This is a genomic window from Rhodococcus sp. As11 (assembly GCF_048957735.1).
Lineage (GTDB): Bacteria > Actinomycetota > Actinomycetes > Mycobacteriales > Mycobacteriaceae > Rhodococcus > Rhodococcus gordoniae.
Genome location: NZ_JARDJE010000003.1, coordinates 332109 through 352906, shown reverse-complemented (window position 1 = coordinate 352906; position 20798 = coordinate 332109). Strand labels below are relative to the sequence as shown.

General features: G+C 66.2%; 19 protein-coding genes and 1 riboswitch. Of the genes, 11 read left to right on the top strand and 8 right to left on the bottom strand.

The features are described from left to right. Positions 1–174: 174 nt before the first annotated feature. Genes PV766_RS05970 through prpD form a run of 3 tightly spaced genes read right to left on the bottom strand, consistent with a single transcriptional unit; the run spans position 175 to position 3744 of the window. Complete coding sequence (locus tag PV766_RS05970) at positions 175–1326, bottom strand: bifunctional 2-methylcitrate synthase/citrate synthase (RefSeq protein ID WP_421096643.1); 1152 nt, start codon at positions 1324–1326, stop codon at positions 175–177. Beyond that, positions 1326–2240, bottom strand: coding sequence for a methylisocitrate lyase (gene prpB / locus PV766_RS05965; RefSeq protein WP_421096642.1), 915 nt, complete (start codon positions 2238–2240; stop codon positions 1326–1328). Before prpB ends, PV766_RS05970 begins: the two co-directional genes overlap by 1 nt. A 1-nt stretch (position 2241) precedes the next feature. Beyond that, positions 2242–3744: a 2-methylcitrate dehydratase PrpD gene (prpD, locus tag PV766_RS05960; protein ID WP_421096641.1), complete on the bottom strand. Its 1503-nt coding sequence runs from the start codon at positions 3742–3744 to the stop codon at positions 2242–2244. 148 nt (positions 3745–3892) lie between these two features. Here prpD and PV766_RS05955 point away from each other — a divergent pair, with 148 nt between their 5' ends. The 5 genes from PV766_RS05955 (at position 3893) to PV766_RS05935 (ending at position 9021) form a co-directional block, all read left to right on the top strand. Further along, positions 3893–5320 carry a short-chain fatty acyl-CoA regulator family protein gene (locus PV766_RS05955; protein ID WP_421096640.1) on the top strand — a complete coding sequence of 476 codons (1428 nt, stop codon included), beginning with the start codon at positions 3893–3895 and terminating at the stop codon, positions 5318–5320. 17 nt (positions 5321–5337) lie between these two features. Beyond that, on the top strand, positions 5338–5604 hold the full coding sequence (locus PV766_RS05950; protein WP_207213572.1) for a WhiB family transcriptional regulator: 267 nt from the start codon (positions 5338–5340) through the stop codon (positions 5602–5604). Positions 5605–5817: 213 nt separating this feature from the next. Further along, entirely contained in the window at positions 5818–6771 is a 954-nt protein-coding gene (locus PV766_RS05945; RefSeq protein WP_421096639.1) for a LysR family transcriptional regulator, read from the top strand. A gap of 232 nt (positions 6772–7003) precedes the next feature. After that, complete coding sequence (locus PV766_RS05940) at positions 7004–7969, top strand: putative oxygenase MesX (RefSeq protein WP_129977538.1); 966 nt, start codon at positions 7004–7006, stop codon at positions 7967–7969. 26 nt (positions 7970–7995) lie between these two features. Beyond that, complete coding sequence (locus tag PV766_RS05935; protein WP_129977539.1) at positions 7996–9021, top strand: methionine synthase; 1026 nt, start codon at positions 7996–7998, stop codon at positions 9019–9021. 52 nt (positions 9022–9073) lie between these two features. Here PV766_RS05935 and PV766_RS05930 read toward each other — a convergent pair whose 3' ends face one another. Together PV766_RS05930 and PV766_RS05925 are read right to left on the bottom strand one after the other, a co-directional pair. Continuing rightward, the gene (locus PV766_RS05930; RefSeq protein ID WP_421096638.1) at positions 9074–9211 is read right to left on the bottom strand and encodes a hypothetical protein; all 138 of its coding nucleotides are present in this window, start codon (positions 9209–9211) and stop codon (positions 9074–9076) included. A 129-nt stretch (positions 9212–9340) separates the two neighbouring features. Continuing rightward, a complete protein-coding gene (locus tag PV766_RS05925) occupies positions 9341–10243 on the bottom strand; it encodes an SDR family oxidoreductase (protein ID WP_421096637.1) in 903 nt (300 codons plus the stop codon). Between the two features lie 178 nt (positions 10244–10421). Here PV766_RS05925 and PV766_RS05920 point away from each other — a divergent pair, with 178 nt between their 5' ends. Further along, a complete protein-coding gene (locus PV766_RS05920; RefSeq protein WP_421096636.1) occupies positions 10422–10940 on the top strand; it encodes a hypothetical protein in 519 nt (172 codons plus the stop codon). Between the two features lies 1 nt (position 10941). On the opposite strand, the gene PV766_RS05915 is transcribed toward PV766_RS05920, so the two are convergent. Continuing rightward, positions 10942–11742, bottom strand: coding sequence for an SDR family NAD(P)-dependent oxidoreductase (locus PV766_RS05915; protein WP_129977542.1), 801 nt, complete (start codon positions 11740–11742; stop codon positions 10942–10944). An 11-nt stretch (positions 11743–11753) separates the two neighbouring features. On the opposite strand from PV766_RS05915, the gene PV766_RS05910 reads away from it, so the two are divergent. Both PV766_RS05910 and PV766_RS05905 read left to right on the top strand, forming a co-directional pair. Next, positions 11754–12026 (top strand): hypothetical protein, encoded by a 273-nt coding sequence (locus PV766_RS05910; RefSeq protein ID WP_129977543.1) that lies wholly within the window; start codon positions 11754–11756, stop codon positions 12024–12026. Positions 12027–12066: 40 nt separating this feature from the next. Further along, positions 12067–12840: a class I SAM-dependent methyltransferase gene (locus tag PV766_RS05905; RefSeq protein WP_129977544.1), complete on the top strand. Its 774-nt coding sequence runs from the start codon at positions 12067–12069 to the stop codon at positions 12838–12840. Between the two features lie 12 nt (positions 12841–12852). Here the strand turns inward: PV766_RS05905 and cobF are convergent, their stop codons facing one another. Continuing rightward, a complete protein-coding gene (cobF, locus tag PV766_RS05900; protein ID WP_129977545.1) occupies positions 12853–13602 on the bottom strand; it encodes a precorrin-6A synthase (deacetylating) in 750 nt (249 codons plus the stop codon). Continuing rightward, positions 13599–17210: a cobaltochelatase subunit CobN gene (cobN, locus tag PV766_RS05895; RefSeq protein WP_421096635.1), complete on the bottom strand. Its 3612-nt coding sequence runs from the start codon at positions 17208–17210 to the stop codon at positions 13599–13601. Before cobN ends, cobF begins: the two co-directional genes overlap by 4 nt. A 52-nt stretch (positions 17211–17262) precedes the next feature. Next, a riboswitch (cobalamin riboswitch) is annotated at positions 17263–17457 on the bottom strand. 118 nt (positions 17458–17575) lie between these two features. On the opposite strand from cobN, the gene PV766_RS05890 reads away from it, so the two are divergent. Genes PV766_RS05890 through PV766_RS05880 form a run of 3 tightly spaced genes read left to right on the top strand, consistent with a single transcriptional unit; the run spans position 17576 to position 20789 of the window. Then, positions 17576–18565, top strand: coding sequence for a cobalamin biosynthesis protein CobG (locus PV766_RS05890; protein ID WP_421096634.1), 990 nt, complete (start codon positions 17576–17578; stop codon positions 18563–18565). Further along, positions 18562–19236, top strand: coding sequence for a precorrin-8X methylmutase (locus tag PV766_RS05885; protein ID WP_129977548.1), 675 nt, complete (start codon positions 18562–18564; stop codon positions 19234–19236). Before PV766_RS05890 ends, PV766_RS05885 begins: the two co-directional genes overlap by 4 nt. After that, entirely contained in the window at positions 19233–20789 is a 1557-nt protein-coding gene (locus PV766_RS05880; protein WP_421096633.1) for a precorrin-2 C(20)-methyltransferase, read from the top strand. The genes PV766_RS05885 and PV766_RS05880 overlap by 4 nt, the downstream gene beginning before the upstream one ends. Positions 20790–20798: the final 9 nt, after the last annotated feature.

Below are 20798 nucleotides of genomic sequence, written 5' to 3'. Positions count from 1 at the left end.
CCATCGCACACTCGAATCCCTTGACCAGGGAGCAGAACTGGCGCACACACGCTGCGGATGACATCACCACGAACGATCATGGCCCGCAGCTTTCGTGCTGCGGGCCATGATCGAATGCATCCCGGGGACAGGAGACGGTGACGGAAATGCCCCGGGATGCCGTTCGAGCGGGTGTCAGGCCACGATCGGCCGCTGCGGCACCCCTGTGTATTCGCTCAGCGGACGGATGAGTGCGTTGGACTCACCCTGCTCGATGATGTGCGCGGCCCACCCGGTGATACGGCTCATGACGAAGATCGGGGTGAACACCTCGATGTCGAAGCCCATCAGGTGGTAGGCCGGCCCGGTGGGAAAGTCCAGATTCGGCTCGATGCCGGTGGCCTCGGCCATGGTCTTCTCGAGGATCTCGTACATCTGCACCCACTTCTCGCCGCCGGTGAGCGCGGCAACCTCGAGGAACGCCGTCTTCATGGCCGGCACCCGGGAGTCGCCGTTCTTGTACACCCGGTGCCCGAATCCCATCACTTTCTCCTTGCGGGTGAGCTTGTCCCGCAACCATTCCTCGGCCCGTTCCGGTTCCCCGATCTGGAGCATGTCGTGCATCACGGCCTCGTTGGCGCCACCGTGCAGCGGCCCCTTGAGAGTGCCGATCGCGGCGGTGACGGCGCTGTAGATATCCGACAGCGTGGAGGTGACCACGCGCGCAGCGAACGTGGAGGCGTTGAAGCTGTGCTCCGCGTACAGGATCAGCGAAACCTCGAATGCCTTGACGATCTGCGGGTGCGGAATCTCCCCGAAGCACATGCTCAGGAAGTTCTCGGCGAATCCGAGGGAATGGTGCGGCGGGATCGGATCCAGGCCGCGTCGCCGACGGTGGTCGGCCGCGATGATCGTCGGCAACAACGCCATCATACGAAGAGCCTTCTCACGCTTGGACTTCGGATCGGTGTCCCATTCCTGGGGATCCTCGGCGCCGAGATAGCTGATCGCGGTGCGCACCACATCCATCGGATGGCAGCTCTCGGGCATCTTCGCCACCAGGGACAGCAGCGACCGGTCGGCGCGCCGATTCGCCCGCTCACGCTGGCAGAACAGCTCGAGCTGCCGATCGTCGGGAAGTTCCCCGTTCCACAGCAGGTAGGCGACCTGCTCGAAGCAGCAGTGTGCCGCGAGGTCCTGGACCGCATAGCCGCGGTAGGTGAGCGAATTGGTTTCGGGTACCACCTCGGAAATGGCGGTGGTGTCGACAACGACACCGGCCAGGCCCTTGTAGATGGTGGGGACAGCAGAATCGGTCGTCCCCGAACCGCGATGGGCAGCGATCATCACTGGCTCCTCGACAGAGTGAAATCGAAGATTCCGGAATCGAACTCGTTGTAGCGCTCGTACTCGAGCAACTCGTACAGCCGTGAACGCGTCTGCATCTCGTCGAGCAGGGTTTCCTGAGTGCCTTCTTCGTGGATGACACGCAGTCCGCGTTCGATCGCGCCCATCGCCAACCGCAGAGTGGTGACCGGGTAGATCACCGCGTTGTAACCGATGGACTCGAGCGCTTGTGCCGGGACGAGTGGGGACTTGCCGAACTCGGTCATGTTCGCCAGCAGCGGGATGTCCACCGCGCCGCGGAACTTCTCGAAGTCGGTACGAGTGTGCAGTGCCTCGGTGAAGATCAGGTCCGCTCCGGCGTCCGCGTAGGCCTTCGCACGCTCGATCGCGGCATCGATACCGTCGATGCCGGCGGCGTCCGTGCGAGCACAGATCACGAAGTTCGGGTCCCGCCGCGCGGAGACGGCGGCGCGCACCCTGCGAACCATCTCGTCGGTCGGCACGATGGCCTTCCCGTCGAGGTGCCCGCAACGCTTCGGGTTGACCTGGTCCTCGAGGTGCAGGCCGGCAACCCCGGCGTCTTCGAGGACGGTCACGGTGCGAGCTGCCGACATCGGCTCGCCGAATCCGGTGTCCGCATCGACCAGCACCGGTAGATCGGTGCAGCGCGCGATCGGGGCGCTGTGGGAAGCGACCTCGGTGAGGGTGGTCAGGCCGATGTCCGGTAGACCGAGTGCAGCCGAGAACGCGCCTCCCGAGATGTAGATCCCTTCGAAGCCGATCTCCTGGATCAGCTTGGCGGTCAGCGGATTGATCGCACCCGGGAGTCTGGTGATCGATTCGGAGGCCAGCGAGGCGCGGAGGGCGACACGCTTGTCGGCTGCGGAAGTGACAGCGGCGATGAGACCTGTCATGTCAGAACAGTCCCTTCGGCGACTTCGGAGCGCGGGCGAGAACCTCGCCCGAGACGGTGAAGGTCAGCTGGTTCAACTCACCGGCGGCCAGTTCGGGGGTGCGTTGCGCGACGTCGAGGAAGCGGTCCTGCTCGGCCGGGTCCACGACGCCCTCGGCGAGGGTGCGGAACTTGGCGATGTACTGCTCGCGGGAGAACGGACGCGCGCCCAGCGGATGCGCATCGGCAATGGCCAGTTCGTCGACGATCACCTCGCCGCTCTTCAAGGTGATCTCCGCGCGCGCGCCGAACGCCTTCTCGTCGGGATCGGTCGAGTGGTAGCGGCGGGTCCACTCGGGATCCTCCGCGGTGGAAATCTTGCGCCACAGTTCGACGGTGTCCGGCCGTTGCGCACGCTCGGGGGCGTAGGACCGCTCGTGATGCCAGGTGCCGTCCTGCAGCGCGACCGCGAAGATGTACATGACCGAGTGGTCGAGCGTCTCCCGGCTGGCCTGCGGATCGAACTTCTGCGGATCGTTCGAGCCGGTGCCGATCACCACGTGGGTGTGGTGACTGGTGTGCAGCACGATCGACGCGATCTGCTCGAGATCTCCGATGCGCTCGCGCATGCGCCGGGCCAGATCGATCGGTGCCTGGCTCTGATATTCGGCCGAGTGCTCCTTGGTATAGGTATCGAGGATGGCGCGCTTGGCCTCCCCCGGGGCGGGCAGCGGCACGTGGTACTCCGCATCGGGTCCGCCGAGCAGCCAGGCGATGACCCCGTCCTCGCCCTCCCAGATGGGCGACGGTGCGCCCTCGCCGCGCAACGCTCGATCCACGGCCTCGACGGCCATCTTTCCTGCGAAGGCCGGTGCGTACGCCTTCCAGCTCGAGATCTCGCCCTTGCGGGACTGACGCGTCGCGGTCGTGGTGTGCAGTGCCTGCCCGATCGCCTGGTAGATGGTCTCGGTGTCGAGGCCGAGGAGCGTGCCGATGCCGGCAGCGGCCGACGGTCCGAGATGGGCGACGTGGTCGATCTTGTGCTCGTGCAGGCAGATCGCACGCACGAGATCGACCTGGATCTCGTAGCCAGTGGCCAGGCCGCGGATCAGGTCCGCGCCACTGCGGCCGGTGTGCTGCGCGACCGCCAGGATCGACGGGATGTTGTCGCCCGGGTGCGAGTACTCCGCCGCGAGGAAGGTGTCGTGGAAATCGAGTTCTCGCACGGCGACTCCGTTGGCCCACGCCGCCCATTCCGGCGAGAAGGAACCGTCCACGCCGAACACCCTGGAACCCTGCGTATACGGATGGGCCAGCGCCTGGGCGCGGGCGTTGGCGACCGGACGGCGTGTCACCGACGCCGCCGCGACCGCGGCATTGTCGATGATCCGGTTGACGATCATTTCCTCGGTGTCGCCCGGCACGTCGACCGCATCGGTGGCGACCTCGGCGATCTTCCAGGCGAGGTGTTCGTGCTTCGGGAACTCTTCGGCGGAGCGATGGGTACGGACGAGATGGGTTTTCACTACACGACCTTCCACAGGATCTCGGCTGTCTATTCGCACGCTATGCACACTGCCCCGGCGTGGAAATGCCTTGCACAGGAGTATTTGTGTGTAAGCCGACCATCGAATCTGTGTAAGTTGCGAAAATTGTTCCTGTTAGGTTCGGCCCATGCAGAAGCTGTATGCGGGCGCCCGACTGCGCCGGCTGCGTGAGGAACGGGGACTGACCCAGACCACGTTGGCGCGGATGCTGCAGTTGTCCACCAGTTACGTCAACCAACTCGAGAACGACCAGCGACCGCTCACCGTCCCCGTCCTGTTGCGCCTGAACTCGACGTTCGACCTCGATATGGGTTTCTTCGCCGTCGACAGCGACGCCCGCCTGGTCGCCGATCTGCAGGACGTGTTCGCCGACCATGCCGACGCCGTCGATACCACCGCGACCGAGATCGACGACCTGGTCACCCGCCATCCGGCCGCAGCCCGGATCCTGGTCGCGATGCACCGGAGGCTGCGCGGCGCCACCGAACAGGTCGAAAGACTGTCACCGGCACACGACGGCACCGCCACCGAATCGCAACTCGCCATGCCCTACGAGGACGTGCGGGACTTCTTCTACGACCGCCGCAATCACATCCCCGAACTCGACGATGCCGCCGAGGAGATGTTCGTCTCTCGGGAGCTGTCCCTCGGTGGCCTCGACCTGCAACTCGCGCGTCTGCTTCGCGACGAGCATTCCGTCACCGTGCGGATCCGCACCGACGCTCCGGGCACACCCGGCCCGAAACGCAGCTATGACGCGACCACGAGGACCCTCGCCCTGGCCCGTCGACTGACCCACGGCCAGCGCGCCTTCCACCTGGCCACCCAGCTGGCCTTCCTGACCCAGAAGAGGACGATCGATGCGCTCGTCGCCGCGGCCTCCGATCTGTCGGCGGAGTCGAAAGCGCTCGCACGAATCGGTTTGGCCAACTACTTCGCCGGTGCGCTCATCCTGCCCTACAAGCAGTTCTTGCGCACGGCCGAAAGCCTGCACTACGACATCGATCTGATCGGGAACGCATTCGAGGTCGGATTCGAAACCGTCTGCCACCGCCTGTCCACCCTCCAACGCCCCGGACAACGCGGGGTGCCGTTCTTCTTCGTCCGCACCGACAAAGCCGGGAATATTTCGAAACGACAGTCCGCCACCGCATTCCACTTCTCCCGAGTGGGTGGAAGCTGCCCGCTGTGGATCGTGCACGACACCTTCTCCACACCCGGGAAGATCCGCACCCAGGTCGCGCAGATGCCCGACGGGCGGAAGTATCTGTGGATCGCGCGCACCACAGACGAACACCCGACCGGAGGACATCTGTCGCAGCCGCGCAGTTTCGCCATCGGACTCGGCTGCGATCTGACCCACGCCCACAAGCTCGTCTATTCCCGAGGATTGAATCTCGACGACGTCGCTACGACCGTTCCGATCGGCGCAGGCTGCAAGGTCTGCGACCGCAGCGACTGCGCCCAGCGCGCCTTCCCGCAAGCCGGCCGGGCCCTGGACATCGACGAGAACCGCGCCACTACCGTCCCCTACACGCCCGAAACACCGCAGTGACGAACCGGACCTCGACCATGCCCCTGCAAATCGACGCCGTCGGGTCGGTAGACACGACATCGGAGCACTGGTGGGACGCCGCCGCATGCAGATTCTTCGGGCCTGCTCCGTTCTTCGCGCCCGATGACGAAACCCGTGGGCAACGCGCACGACGTGAACACGCCGCCAAGCTCATATGCCGACCGTGCCCGGTGCGCCACGAATGTCTGAGCCACGCACTGGCCACCGGTGAGCACCATGGCGTGTGGGGCGGAGCGACCGAGCACGAACGCAAGATGCTCTGACATCCGGCTCTCGGGTCGCGTGCCCTCGCTGCATCTCCAAGGGGACTTCATGGATGGGCACGTCCGCGGTCGGCCCCTCGGATCGACCGAAAGTCGGAGCGGGTCCTGTCCTCGTCGGGGCGACCTCGAGCAGGTCGCCGCTGCCACGCACATGGACGGCACACCGGTCATCCGCCGTGTCGACGACGTGTACAGGTGCGATAGGTTTTTGCAATGGCACGGGAGATCGCGGGAACGGTGCGGGGAATCACCCTTCAGCAGTTGCGGTACTTCGTAGAGGTGGCCGCCGAAGGATCCATCAGTGCTGCGGCGGACCTTCTTTACGTCGCGCAACCGACCCTGTCGGCCGCGCTGAAAGACCTCGAAAGTCGCTTGGGGCGTACGCTCTTCGTTCGCTCGACCCGTGGGGTGACGCTCACCGAAGACGGGGTGGAGTTTCTCGGCTACGCGCGCCAGGTGGTCGAGCAAGCGGAGCTTCTGGAACAACGATATCTGGGCCGCGGGCCCTCGCGCCGGCTCCTTGCCGTATCGACTCAGCACTATTCATTCGTCGTCGACGCCTTCGCCCGCATGGTGAAAGCGTCCGAGGCTGCGGAGTACGCGTTCAGCCTTCGGGAGACCCGCACGTGGGACATCATCGAGGATGTCCGCACGCTGCGAAGTGAGCTCGGTGTGCTCTATCGCAACGAGTTCAACGAAAACGTGATCAACAAGCTGATTCGCGAAGCAGGACTGGTGTTCACGCCACTGTTTCTGGCGTCGCCGCACATCTTCATCGCCCGCACGAACCCCCTCGCAGGGCGAAAGAGCGTGACGCTCAGTGATCTCGAAGATCTGCCCCGGCTCACGTTCGACCAGGGTGTGAACAATTCCTTCTACCTCGCAGAAGAGATCCTCTCCACCCGTTCATCGAAGCAGGACATCCGGGTGAGTGATCGAGCGACCATCTTCAACCTCATGATCGGCCTGGGTGGGTACACCATCTCCACCGGCATCGTCTCGGACGATCTCGATCCGTCCATCGTCGCCGTGCCGCTCGACGTGGACGAGCGTATCGAGATCGGTTGGATCGGTCACGCCTCGGTGTCTTTGACCGCCCAGGCTCAGCGATTCGTGGCGGAGATGCGCGACGTGGTTTCGGGGTTCGGAGTCGATCTGCTGACATAGGGAATACCTATGCCCAGACATCATGTCCGGCAATTACCCTATGGCAGCAGGTCTACTTACACTGACTTCCACGCCACTTCGGACGAACGCCTCCCGGGTGTTCTCGACCTGAAAGGTCGGCCCTGGCCCATCGGGTGTTCGTGTGGAGTGCTGCGAAATCTCAGGCAGTGAACTGTGCGGTGACGCACTTGTCGCTGCACTCACCGCACATGGTTAGGGGCATCTGGTCGGCATGACGAACGACTGTGTCTTCAGCATCGACACGACACGCTTCGATGAGGACTACACCCCGGCGACCGACTCGCGCAGCACGACGAACTTCGCGAATCTCGCACGCGGCGAGGGTCGTCGGCAGAATCTGCGCAACGCGGTGACGATGATGAACACCCGTGTCAACGAGTTGGTGCACTGGGACAATCCGCGTGGTGACCGTTACGCACTCGAACTCGACATCGTCTCGGTGGACCTGCATCTCGCATCGGCCGAAGATGACGCCACATTTCCGGTGATCGAAATGCTCGACGTCGACATCGTCGATACCACCACCGGTGGCCGCACGGAAGGCATCGTGGGAAACAACTTCTCCTCGTACATTCGCGACTACGATTTCAGCGTTCGGCTCCCGGGGAACACGGGAATCCCCAGCGACTTCGGCGATCTGCACGGGCAGGTCTTTCAGCGCTTTCTCGAATCGGACGAGTATCGCGAACGGTTCTCGCAGCCACCGGTCATCTGCATCAGCGTTTCGACCTCCAGGACATACCGCCGGCTCACCAACTACCACCCGATTCTCGGAGTGGAGTACGTAGCGGATGGGCAGTCTCTCACTGATCGGTACTTCGGGAAGATGAGGCTTCGGGTTCGCTACTTCATGCCTCAGGGGGCCGCCGCTCCCTTGGCCTTCTACCACCGCGGTGACCTGCTCAACGACTATTCGTTTCTCGCACTCGCGGGAACGATCGCGACGATGGAGACCTTTCAGAAGATCTATCGTCCCGAGATCTACAACGCGAACACCGCGGCCTCGGAGGTGTACCGGCCGAGTCTCGACAACGGCAACTATTCATTTCCGCAAGTGAGCTACGACCGTGTCGAGCGCGCTCGGCTCGCGACCACCCAGGGAAAGTTCACCGAGGTGAATCTCATGAAACCGTATGGCGCTGTTCTTGAACAGTGGGCTACCAAGCAATACGCCTGACCATACGAGACCGAAAGGTACCAGAGATGAACACACTCCTGCCCACCTCGATCGTCGGTAGCCTGCCCAAGCCCTCGTGGCTTTCGGAGCCAGAAAAGCTCTGGTCGCCGTGGAAGTTGCGAGACGACGAACTGCGCGAAGGGAAACTCGACGCCCAGACGCTCGCAGCATATGAGCAGCGTCGTGCCGGGCTCGACATCATCAGCGATGGTGAACAGACGCGGCAGCATTTCGTGACCACGTTCATCGAGCACCTCAGTGGCGTCGACTTCGACCGGCGCGAGACCGTGCGAATTCGTAACCGCTACGACGCGAGTGTCCCGACGGTTGTCGGCACGGTGAGCCGCGAAAAGTCAGTGTTCGCAGCGGATGCGACGCGCCTTCGAGCGGCGACCGACCAGCCGATCAAATGGGCCCTGCCTGGACCGATGACAATGATCGACACGCTCTACGACGACCACTACAAGAGTCGCGAAAAACTCGCATGGGAGTTCGCGACCATCCTGAACCAGGAAGCAAAGGACTTGGAAGCGGCCGGCGTCGACATCATCCAGATCGATGAGCCCGCATTCAATGTGTTCTTCGACGAACTGAAAGACTGGGGTGTGGCGGCGCTCGAACGTGCAACCGAAGGGCTGAGCTGCGAAACCGCCGTTCACATCTGTTACGGCTATGGGATCAAGGCCAACACCGACTGGAAGGCAACGCTCGGGGCCGAGTGGCGCCAGTACGAAGAGTCGTTTCCACTGCTGCGACAGTCGTCGATCGACATCGTGTCGCTGGAGAGTCACAATTCGCGGGTACCTGTCGACCTGATCGAACTGCTTCGGGGCAAGAAGGTCATGCTGGGAGCGATCGATGTGGCGAACGACACCATCGAAACGCCCGAAGAGGTCGCCGCAACCCTTCGTCGCGCACTCCCGTTCGTTGACCCCGAGAAGCTCTACCCGAGTACCAATTGTGGTATGGCGCCGCTGGGCCGACGCGTCGCACGAGACAAGATGATCGCGCTCGCTGCTGGGACCGAACTTCTGCGAAGTGAGTTGCCCTAGCGACCCCGGCGACTCGGCGGCACCCGAGTACGGGTGACACCGCCACTGCGGGTTACCCAAGGGCCCCGGCGAAGTCGTAAGTGATCCCCACTGTGACGTACCGCTGCTCGGACTGAGCCTGCTCGCCTTCCTCGTCGTCGTCGTCGACGTCGGTCTCCTGCAGCGCCGGCACTCGCCCGAGTCCTCCCACGAGGCGACCTCCGCGACCGGCCGAGTCTCGCCGTCCCGGCTCGTCGGCTCGGACCCTGTCACCGGGTCCGGGCCGACCGGATGGTCCGGCACTTCCGGATTCGTCTACCCGTGAACTCCCGAGCGCTCCTCAGGTGAACGGAACGCCCCCGGTGACGGCGATGGTCTCGCCGGTGATGTAACTCGACTCCTGGGAGGCGAGGAAGACGTAGGCGGGCGCGAGTTCGGCGGGCTGGCCGGGACGTCCGAGCGGGGTGTCCTTGCCGAACTGCCCGTAGGCGTCCTTCGGCATCGTCGCAGGGATGAGGGGGGTCCAGATCGGTCCGGGTGCAACGGCATTGACACGGATTCCCTTGCTCGCCACGTCCGAGGCGAGGCCCTTGGTGAAGTCGACGATGCCGGCCTTCGTGGTCGCGTAGTCGAGCAGTCCGGGCGACGGGCTCACCGCCTGGATGGACGTGGTGTTGACGATCGTCGAACCCGGCTGCATCGCGGCGACCGCGAACTTCGACAACCAGAACAGAGCGTAGAGGTTCGTCTTCATCACGCGGTCGAACTGCTCGGTGGAGATGTCGCCGATGCCGCCGGGTTCGAGATGCTGGTAGGCCGCGTTGTTGACGAGGATGTCGATGCCGCCGAGTTCGGACACCGTCGTGTCCACGAGCCGCCGGCAGAATTCCTCCTCCCGGATGTCCCCGGGCATACGCACCGCCCGTCGGCCGGCGCGCTCGACGAGTTCGGCGGTCCGCCGCCCGTCCGCGTCCTCGTCGTCGAGGTAGGCCAGCACGACGTCGGCGCCCTCCCGGGCGAAGGCGATCGCGACCGCCCGACCGATACCGGAATCGCCTCCGGTGATCAGTGCGCGCCGACCTTCGAGTCGTTTGCTCCCCCGGTACGTCTCCTCACCGTGGTCGGGAGCGGAGACGAGATCGGCGGTCGCCCCGGGGTAGGCGATCTCCGGTTGTTCCTCGAGCGGTGGGACGGGATGCTGCTCTCCCGGGTGCTGCATGCGGTATTGGTCCTTCTCCGGCATTCTCGCCCTCCCTCGATCGAGTTCGTGAACGGCAATACCCGGTCCTCGACGGCATCACACCGGAGCCGGCCCCGACGGGGTGCGTCGGGATCCGATTGCAGGTGAACGGTATGAGCGAGGTCACATCGGCGTCCGGCGCATAATGGCCACTCATGTGTCGGAACGGAGAGGCTGAGGCATGAGCGCGGACCTGTCGGCTTATCGGAACGACTTCGCCCGAATCGAGAACAAGGTCGCCGGTGAGTTCGACGCCGGTCGCCATGGCCGGGTCCTGGCGGGCTGCGTCGTCGTCCTGACGGTGTGCCTGTTGCTGCCGCAGACGTCGTCGGCGTGGTCGTGGACGGTCTTCGGCAGCTGGTTCGGCGACACCGCCCCCGTGGCTGTGCCGCTGCGGATCTTCGCGGTACTGGCCCTGGTGTTCGGTGTGGTGCTCTCCACGCTGGCGTTGTGGTTGCGGCGGTGGAAGCTGGCGTCGCTCGCGATGCTCGGCTCCGGCCTGTCGTCGTTCTTCGGGTTGCTCGCCTACTGGTCGCAGGCAGGGATGATCACGAACGCACCGCATCATCCGACCGTCGCGTTGATCGCCGAATGGCTGGTGATGATCGTGATGACGTGCCAGTGGCTGCCGGTCGTGCTGAGCCGGTCGCCCACGGACGTGCCGCCGCGACCGCATCCGCTGCAGGCCGGTCGGCGGTAGGTCAGCGGTCGACGAGCGACCCCATCTTCTTCGCCAGGAACTCGATGCTGCGGCGCGGCATGAGCCTGGCAAGCAGGTCGAGCATGGTCGCGTCCTTGCCGATACACACGCGGAAAGCGCCCTTCTCGATCGCATCGGCGATCCGGCGGGCGGCTTCCGCGGACGACGTGATCTTGACGGACGCATCGGTGCTGCGCCCCGGGATCGCGGCGCCGGAGTTCTCGGCGATCCCCGTGCGGACGGCTCCGGGGAACACGAGCGTCACCGCAACCTTCGTGGTGCGGAGTTCGGCGTAGAGACCTTCGGTGAGAAGTTTGACGGCGGCCTTGCTCGCGCCGTAGACCGACTGGCCCGGCACGGGCACGAAGGCTCCCATGCTCGAGACATTGAGCAGGCTCGCTTCGGGCCGGGTGAGCAATGCGGGCAGGAACGCCTTGCACATGTGCACGACACCCCAGTAGTTGACGTCGAGGACCTTGTTCATCTCGTCGTACGGCAGCTCTGCGAACGGGACGAACTTCTGGATGATGCCGGCGACGTTGGCGACACCGTCGACCCGCCCGTGCGCAGCGGTCACCTCGGTCACCAGCGCTTCGACGGCAGCCCGATCGGAGACGTCGACCGTATGGGTGGTGAGACGGTCGTCGTACGCAACCGCCAATGCACGGGTGCCGTCGAGCGCCTCGGTGCGGAGATCGACCGCCGCGACCCGCGCACCACGCACGAGTAGTTCGAGGACGACGTCGCGTCCGATCCCGTTGCCTCCCCCGGTGACGACGAAAACCTTGTCACGTATCTGCATGCTGCCTCCTCGTGTCGTTGTATCCAGTCGATCAGGCCCGTCGCACCGTCGCCACCCCGAGTGTGCGGGCCGATATCTGGGGGTACCCCTTCGGACACGAGTCGGCCCAGCGTACGGAGGTGGAAGTGACGACGTCGAAGAAGAAGGACGACGAGGTGCTCGAGGACCCGCCGGGTCCGGTCGATCACGGCCGCGACGGCGGCATGGCGACCCGGGAGAACGCTCCGGATGTGGTGGAACGCTCGGACGAGAAGTACGACCGCCCGGCACCCGATACGACGTGAACGGCCACGAGGACGCCGTTCGGACCGATAGGTTGGGTACATGCAGTTCGCGGCACCTGCAGATCGGTACGACCGATTCATGGGCAGGTACGCCCCGACGCTCGCGCCGGCACTGGCGGATGCCGCCGGGGTGACGGCGGGCCAGCGGGTCTGCGATGTGGGCTGCGGGCCGGGTGGACTCGCCCGGGAACTCGTCGCGCGGGTCGGTGCCGCGAACGTCGCAGCGATCGACCCTGCACCTCAGTTCGCGGCCGCGTGCCGCGACATCGCACCGCAGATCGACGTACGTGTCGGTGTGGCCGAACACCTGCCCTGGGCGGAAGGAGAGTTCGACTCCACGCTGGCCTGTCTGGTGCTCGGGTTCATGAGCGATCCCGAGGAAGGTGTGCGGGAGATGGTGCGGGTGACACGCCCCGGGGGCACCGTGGCCGCATGTATGTGGGACACCACGGCGGGCGGAATGACGATGCTCCGCATCTTCTGGACCGCGGTGGGAACGGTCGATCCCCACACTCCCGGTGAGACGACGATGGCGGGAACTGCCGAGGGCGACATCGCCGAGCGATTTCGCCGGGCCGGCCTGACCGAGATGGTCGACGGCGCACTCTCTGCACGCGCCGAGTACGCCGACTTCGACGACTTCTGGGAGCCGTTCACGTTCGGCATCGGACCGGCAGGCCGATACCTGGCGACGCTTCCCGACCCGCAACGCCTCGCGGTCCGTGACGCGTGCCGGGCGGCCCTTCCTTCCGGCTCCTTCTCGCTCGACGCCCGGGCGTGGTACGCGCGCGGAACCGTCCCGGTCACCCGCTGATCGTCGGCTTCTTCACCATTCCTTCCGTAACAGATATGTGTCCATCACCCATCCGCGTGCCCGTTTCGCGCGGATGCGGGCCTCACGGATGGCGGGGAGCGTCTCGGCGAGCGGACCGTCGACGAGTTCTTCGTCGCTCGTCCCGAGATTCGCACCCCACCAGATGTTCCACCGGCCCTCGAGGTCTGCACAGGCGAGGCCGCCGTCGAGCATGACCACGATGTTCGCGGCACCCCCTGCGACATCCCGCATCAGCCTGCGTCCGGTGGTGACGGTGATCGGCCCGCCGATGGTGTTGAGCACCAGACGATGCCGGGCCGCCAGCAGTTGCACACTGCTGACTCCGGGAACGACGTCGTAGTCGAACCGCACGTTCCCTCGCCCGAGGATGCGGTCGACGACACGAATCGTACTGTCGTACAGGCTCGGGTCTCCCCATACGAGGAATCCGACGGTTTCGTCGTCCCGAACCTGTTCGAGCAGAACGGATTCGTAGGCTTCGGCGCGGGCGGCGTGCCAGTCGCGTACCTCGTCGCCGTACCGGTCCGGATTCCGGTCGCGAGGGGGGTCGGCCACCACGATCACCCGGTACGCACCGGAGGTGTGGCGGCGCAGGATGTCCTCGCGCACCTCGACGAGATCGTCCACACCCCGGTTCTTGTCGGCCACCAGGAAGACGTCGACGCTTTCGAGGGCGCGCACCGCCGCCACCGTGAGATCGTCCGGTCCCCCGGGTCCGATACCGATGAGCCGAACTCTCAAGCGCGGTCCTCGAGATCGCCTTCGACGTCGAGATAGGCCTGCTGCAGGCTGCTCACCGTCTCGGGGTCCGGTTCGGCCCACAGCCCTCGATCGGCTGCCTCGGTGAGGCGTTCGATGATGCCGCGCAACGCCCACGGATTCGCTTCGCGGAGGAACTCCTGGTTCTCCGGGTCGAGTGCATAGTTCTGTGCGAGCGATTCGTACATCCAGCCCTCGACCACGCCGGCGGTGGCGTCGTAACCGAACAGGTAGTCGACGGTGGCGGCGAGTTCGAACGCGCCCTTGTAGCCGTGCCGGCGCATCGCACCGATCCACCTCGGGTTGACGACCCGCGCCCGGAAGACCCGCGCGGTCTCCTCCGCCAGTGAGCGTGTCCGCACCGCGTCGGGTGTGGTGGAGTCGCCGATGTACGCCTTCGGGTCGGTGCCCGTCAGTGCCCGCACCGTCGCAACCATGCCGCCGTGGTACTGGAAGTAATCGTCCGAGTCGGCGATGTCGTGTTCACGGGTATCGGTGTTCTTGGCCGCCACCGCGATCCGGCGGTAGTTCGTGCGCATGTCGTCGGCGGCCGCAACTCCGTGCACACCGCGCCCGTAGGCGAATCCGCCCCACGCCGTGTAGACCTCGGCGAGATCGGCGTCGGTGCGCCAGTTGCCGGAGTCGATGAGCTGCAGGATGCCCGCACCGTACGAGCCGGGCTTCGACCCGAAGATGCGGCGCACCGCACGATCGGCATCGCCGTGCTCGGCTTCGTCGCGCCGGGCATGCGCTCGCACATAGTTCTGTTCGTCGGGTTCGTCGAGGGCGGCGACCATGCGGATCGCGTCGTCGAGCATGCCGATGACGTGCGGGAACGCATCGCGGAAGAAACCGGAGATACGGACGGTCACGTCGATGCGCGGCCGGTCGAGTTCCTCGAGCGGAATCACGGTCAGTTCACGGACCCGGCGCGACTCGGCGTCCCATTCGGGACGCACTCCGATCAGTGCGAGTACCTCGGCGATGTCGTCGCCGGCGGTGCGCATCGCGGATGTCCCCCACACCGACAGGCCCACCGACTGCGGGTACTCCCCCGTATCGGCGAGATACCGCTCGATCAGGTTGTTCGCGAGTGCGACGCCGGTGTCGTACGCGAGCCGGCTCGGCACGGCCTTCGGGTCGACGGTGTAGAAGTTGCGGCCCGTCGGCAGCACGTTGACCAGGCCACGGAGCGGCGAGCCGGACGGTCCGGCAGGGACGTACCCGCCGTCGAGGGCGTGCAGGACGGCGTCGAGTTCGGCGGTCGTGCCCGCGAGGCGAGGCACCACCTCCTCGGCGGCGAAGGCGAGTACGCGAGCGACCTCGGTATCGGGATGGCCGAGGACGGATTCGACGATGCGCGAAGCGGACTCGGTACGCCAGTCGTCGTCCTCCATGGCCTGCACGAGCGACCGCGCAACGCCTTCGATTCCGTCGACCTCGGCCAGTGGGGCATCGGGCTTCAGTCCGAGTGCGGTGCGCAGACCGGGCACGGCGTTGCTCTTGCCGCCCCACACCTGCGCGGCACGCAGGATCGACAGCACCAGATTCACCCGTGCCTCCCCGGCCGGAGCGGCGCCCAGGACGTGCAGGCCGTCGCGGATCTGGGCGTCCTTGACCTCGCACAACCAGCCGTCGACGTGCAGCAGGAAGTCGTCGAACTCGGCGTCGTGGGGGCGGTCGTCGAGCCCGAGATCGTGATCGAGTTTCGCGGCCTGGATCAGCGTCCAGATCTGAGCCCGGATCGCGGGCAGCTTGGCCGGGTCCATCGCCGCGATATTGGAGTACTCGTCGAGCAGTTGCTCCAAACGCGCGATGTCACCGTACGATTCGGCGCGCGCCATCGGCGGGATCAGGTGATCGACGATGATCGCGTGGGCACGGCGTTTCGCCTGTGCGCCTTCACCGGGATCGTTGACGAGGAACGGATAGATCAGCGGCAGATTGCCGATGGCCGCGTCGGTCGCGCACGCCGCGGACAGGCCTGCGTTCTTCCCGGGCAACCATTCCATCGAACCGTGTTTGCCCAGGTGAACCACGGCATCGGCACCGAAGCCGTGCTCGACCCACTTGTACGCGGCGAGGTAATGATGCGACGGCGCCATGTCGGGATCGTGGTAGATCGCCACCGGGTTCTCGCCGAAACCGCGCGGCGGCTGGATCATCAGCACCACGTTGCCGGCTTGCAGGGTCGCCAGCACGATCGCCTGGTCGTCACCGCTGCCGTCGACGAACAGCGACCCGGGGGCCGGCCCCCACGTCTCGGTGATGGCGTCGGTGAGCTCGGCCGGAAGATCGCCGGTCCACGCGAGATAGTCGGACGTGGTCACGCGCACCGGGTTTCCGGCCAGCTGGTCGGCGGTGAGCCATTCCTCGTCCTGTCCACCGGCATCGATCAGGGCGTGGATGAGGGTGTTGCCGGCCTCGGTGTCGTCCTCGAGGTCCATGCCGGGAAATCCGTCGCCGAGGTCGTATCCGGCATCGCGTAGAGCGCGCAGCATGTGGATCGCCGACACCGGGGTGTCGAGACCGACGGCGTTGCCGACCCGGGAATGTTTGGTCGGGTAGGCGGACAGCATGATCGCTATCCGGCGCTGCGGCGGCGGTACGTGTCGCAGTCGTGCGTGCGCCACCGCGATACCGGCGACGCGACGGCACCGTTCCGGGTCGGTGACGTAGCGGGGCAGTCCGTCGGCGTCGAGTTCCTTGAACGAGAACGGCACCGTGATGATGCGGCCGTCGAACTCGGGGACCGCGATCTGTGTGGCCGAATCCAGCGGCGACACACCGTCGTCCGACTTCGCCCAATCCTCGCGACTCCAGGTCAGGCACAGGGCCTGCAGGATCGGGATGTCGAGTGCGGCGAGAGCCCCGACGTCCCATGCCTCGTCCTCACCGCCGGCACTCACCGTGGCGGGTTTGGTTCCACCGGCTGCCAGCACCGTCACGACGAGCGCGTCGAGGGTACCGAGTTCGGCGAGGAGATCGGTGGGCGCGCCGCGCAGCGACGCGCAGTGGATCACGACGCCGCGGGCCGTGCCGGTGGCGTCGACAGCGTCGGCGAGATCGTGCGCGAACTGGACGTTTCCGCTGGTGTGGTGCGCGCGGTAGAACAACACGCCCACGCGGGGCAACTCTTCGCCGGCCGGCCTCGCAGGCCGGTCGAGTACGCCCCATTCGGGCAGTTCGGCAGGCGGTTCGAAGCCTTCACCGCCGAGCAGCACGGTGTCGGTCAGGAAGGCGTGCAACTGGTCGAGATTGGTGGGCCCGCCGTGTGCGAGATAGCGATGTGCCTCGGCCGCAACGCCGATCGGAACCGTCGAATACTCCATGAGTTCGGCGTCGGGTGTTTGTTCACCGCCCAGGACGACGACCGGGACCCCGGTTGCCAGCACGGTGTCGAGTCCGTCCCGCCAGCTGCGTGCGGAACCCAGGATCCGCACGACGACCAGGCCGGAACCGTCGAGCAGCGCGGGAAGTTCGGTGGGCACGTCGAGGCGCGACGGGTTGCCGAGCACCCAGTCGGCACCGCTCGACCGTGCCGACAGCAGGTCGGTGTCGGACGTCGACAACAAAGTCAGGCGCGTCACGACGCAACCCGAAAACACAGGCGTACAGCCATGTTCAGTCTCCAAAACCCTCGTGGACCTCACGTGCCGTGGCCGGTCTCCTGGCTGACGGGTCGTCGCTGCTGCGCCGACCTTCCCGGACCGAGATCCAGTGGCCTCCGTACCGGCGGACCGGTACGGACGAGGGCGAGCAACTATCCGCTCACAGTGGCGAGGGCCGCGCCGGTTTCTCACCGGCTTCCCGAGCACCACGGCAAACCGAGAGTAGCGCACGTTGCCGGGAAGGTGTGCAAGCATGTGCGTCCGTGGATGCTCTCCCACCCCCTCTTCCTCCCGATCGGTGTCCCGGAATCCTCCGCCCGCACGTCGCTGCGGACGGGGCGCTGGTGCGCCTGCGTGTGCCCGGCGGACAACTCCCCGACGGTGCGCTTCAGGCATTGTCCGCGGTCTCGGTTGCCTGTGCGGACGGCGACGTGCACCTGACGTCGCGCGGAAACCTGCAGATCAGAGGGATCGAACTCGACGCGTGCGGAGCCGTGCCGTCGGCCCTGTCCGAGGCCGTGACCGCGACGGGTCTGTTGCCCTCGCCGAGTCACGAACGGGTGCGCAACATCGTCGCGTCTCCCCTCACGGGGCTCTGCGGAGGACTCGCCGATGTACGTCCGCTCGTCCGTGAACTCGACGCCGAGTTGTGTGCCGATCCGGCGCTCGCCGACCTGCCGGGACGGTTCCTGTTCGGCATCGACGACGGTCGCGGGGATATCGCCGCGATGCGCTGCGATCTGACCGCGATCCTCCGCGACCCCGCCGTGTCGACGATCGTGATCGGCGACCTCCGAGGACCGACGGTGCCGCTCGCGCAGGTGCCGGCGACACTGATCCGGCTCGCCCGGCACTTCGCCGGGATCCGGGATTCGGTGTGGCATGTGCGCCAACTCCCGGGTGCCGGAGCCGAACTCGGGGGCCGGGATCCAGCGCCCCGTCCGCCGGCCCGCACGATGCCGTACGGCACACTCGGCGGCGCGGTATCGGTGCTGGTCCCGCTCGGAATTCTCACCCCGGGCATGGTGGCCGCCCTGCCGGATCGGGGTGTCGTCGTCACCCCCTGGCGAGGACTGGTTCTTCCGGTGGAATCGAATCCTGTTGCGCTACGGGAGGTCGGCTTCGAGACCGCTGCCGAATCGTCGTGGCAGCGGGTGACCGCATGCACGGGAGCGCCCGGGTGTAGCCTCGCCGAGGGTGACACCCGAGCGCTGGCTCGCCGGCTCGTCGCCGGAAACACAATCGATTCCCGAATTCATGTCGTCGGCTGCGAACGCGCCTGCGGCGCGCCGCACTCGCCTCATCGCCTTGCCTTCGCCAGGAGCACACCGTGACTCTTCCACCGCCGCACCCTGCCCACGCGTCCGCGCCACCTCGCCGGTACGACTACATCACCGACGGTGCCGAGATCTACGTCCGGTCGTTCGCGACGATCCGCGCCGAATCGGATCTGACCGCGATCCCCGCGACGGCGGAGAAGGTCGCGGTCCGGATGATCCACGCGAGCGGACAGACCGATCTGGCACGGGATCTCGTGATCCATCCCGATCTTGTTCCGGCCGCACGCGCTGCGCTGAACGCGGGCGCTCCGATCCTCACCGACGCGAACATGGTGGCGTCGGGAGTCACCCGCACACGACTGCCCGCCGGCAACGACGTGGTGTGTCTGCTCGCCGATCCGCGTGTCCCCGAACTCGCCGAGCGCTGGGGCACGACCCGCTCCGCTGCGGCGGTGTCCCTGTGGGCCGACCGCCTCGAGGGCGCAGTCGTCGCGGTCGGTAATGCCCCGACGGCCTTGTTCCATCTCCTCGAGATGCTCGACGCCGGCGCCCCCCGGCCGGCCGCGATCGTCGGGGTGCCCGTCGGGTTCATCGGCGCCGCCGAATCCAAGGAAGCGCTGCTCGACCATCGGCTGCAGATACCCCACCTGGTGGTGCGGGGCCGCCGCGGCGGGTCGGCGATGGCGTCGTCCGCGATCAATGCACTTGCCCAGGAGAAGGAATGAGCGACACGGTGTCCGGCAGGTTCTACGGAGTGGGCCTCGGCCCCGGCGATCCCGAACTCATCACGCGCAAGGCCGCGCGGTTGATCGCCGAGGCGGACGTCCTCGCCTACTATTCCGGCACGCACGGCCGGTCCATCGCTCGATCGATCGCCGCCGACCTGATCCCGGAGGGCGTGATCGAAGAACTGCTCGTGTACCCGGTGACGACGGGCACCACCGATCACCCGGGCGGGTACGACGGTGCGATCGCCGATTTCTACGACGAGTCCGCCGCCCGGTTGGCCGCCCATCTCGACGCGGGACGCACCGTGGTGGTGCTGTGCGAGGGCGACCCGTTGTTCTACGGCTCGTACATGTACCTGCACGACCGCCTCGCGCCTCGATACCCGACTGAGGTGGTACCGGGTGTGACGTCGGTGTCCGCTGCTGCGGCTGCCGCAGCCGAGCCGATGGTCCGCCGTACCGACGTGCTCACCATCCTGCCGGGCACGCTTCCCACCCCGGAGCTGGCACGTCGGCTCGCCGACACGGACGGCGCGGCGATCATGAAGCTGGGCAGGACGTTCCCCGCCGTCCGGGAGGCGCTCGCCCAGTCCGGTCGACTCGACGACGCGGTCTACGTCGAACGCGCATCGATGGATCGGCAACGCATCCTGCCGGTCGCCGACGTCGACGCGGACGCGGTGCCCTACTTCTCGGTGATCCTCACCGCCGGCGACCGTGCGCCGAAGAACCGTGAGATCGGCGACCGGTCCCGGCCGGTCGCCGTGGAGTCGCCGGAAGCGGATGTGACGAACGAGTTGCTCGTCGTCGGGCTGGGACCGGCCGACGAGAAGTGGCTGACACCCGAAGCGGCGGACGCGCTCGCGCAGGTCGATCACGTCGTCGGTTACGGACCGTACGTCGACCGCGTTCCGGTTCGCACCGGGCTGCACCGGCATTCGAGTGGCAACACCGTGGAGGTGGACCGCGCGCGATTCGCGCTCGATCTCGCCCTGTCCGGCGAGAAGGTCGCCGTGGTCTCCGGTGGTGACGCCGGAGTCTTCGGCATGGCGTCGGCGGTCTTCGAGGCCGCGCAGGACGAGAAGTACGCGTCCGTACCGATTCGCGTCCTGCCGGGTGTCTCCGCGGTGCAGGCCGTGGCAGCGCGCGCCGGCGCCCCGATCGGTGGTGACTTCGCGGTGATGAGCCTGTCGGATCGCCTCAAGCCGTGGAACGTGATCGAGAGACGACTGGCGGCGGTCGCCGAGGCCGATCTCGTCCTGGGCATCTACAACCCGGCGTCGCGCTCGCGCACCACGCAGGTCGCCGATGCGAAAGCGGTACTGCTGAAACATCGTCCGGCGGATACAGTCGTCGTGATCGGACGCGATGTGGGACGGCCCGGCGAGTCGCTCGAGGTCACGACGCTCGAGAGACTGGATCCGGCGAGCGTCGACATGAAGTGCCTGCTCATCGTCGGCGCGGCGGGTACGTCGGTGACGTCGACCGGTGCCGTGTGGACGAAACGGTCGGTCGACGTTCGGATTCCGGAATCGTCGACCACCGCGTGACGTGCGGTG

Excerpts from the sequence above, each read along its gene's own strand:
- PV766_RS05970 (WP_421096643.1), bottom strand. The coding sequence starts at position 1,326 with ATGATCGCTGCCCATCGCGGTTCGGGGACGACCGATTCTGCTGTCCCC.
- prpB (WP_421096642.1), bottom strand. The coding sequence starts at position 2,240 with ATGACAGGTCTCATCGCCGCTGTCACTTCCGCAGCCGACAAGCGTGTC.
- PV766_RS05955 (WP_421096640.1), top strand. The coding sequence starts at position 3,893 with ATGCAGAAGCTGTATGCGGGCGCCCGACTGCGCCGGCTGCGTGAGGAA.
- PV766_RS05950 (WP_207213572.1), top strand. The coding sequence starts at position 5,338 with ATGCCCCTGCAAATCGACGCCGTCGGGTCGGTAGACACGACATCGGAG.
- PV766_RS05945 (WP_421096639.1), top strand. The coding sequence starts at position 5,818 with ATGGCACGGGAGATCGCGGGAACGGTGCGGGGAATCACCCTTCAGCAG.
- PV766_RS05940 (WP_129977538.1), top strand. The coding sequence starts at position 7,004 with ATGACGAACGACTGTGTCTTCAGCATCGACACGACACGCTTCGATGAG.
- PV766_RS05935 (WP_129977539.1), top strand. The coding sequence starts at position 7,996 with ATGAACACACTCCTGCCCACCTCGATCGTCGGTAGCCTGCCCAAGCCC.
- PV766_RS05925 (WP_421096637.1), bottom strand. The coding sequence starts at position 10,243 with ATGCCGGAGAAGGACCAATACCGCATGCAGCACCCGGGAGAGCAGCAT.
- PV766_RS05920 (WP_421096636.1), top strand. The coding sequence starts at position 10,422 with ATGAGCGCGGACCTGTCGGCTTATCGGAACGACTTCGCCCGAATCGAG.
- PV766_RS05915 (WP_129977542.1), bottom strand. The coding sequence starts at position 11,742 with ATGCAGATACGTGACAAGGTTTTCGTCGTCACCGGGGGAGGCAACGGG.
- PV766_RS05905 (WP_129977544.1), top strand. The coding sequence starts at position 12,067 with ATGCAGTTCGCGGCACCTGCAGATCGGTACGACCGATTCATGGGCAGG.
- PV766_RS05880 (WP_421096633.1), top strand. The coding sequence starts at position 19,233 with ATGAGCGACACGGTGTCCGGCAGGTTCTACGGAGTGGGCCTCGGCCCC.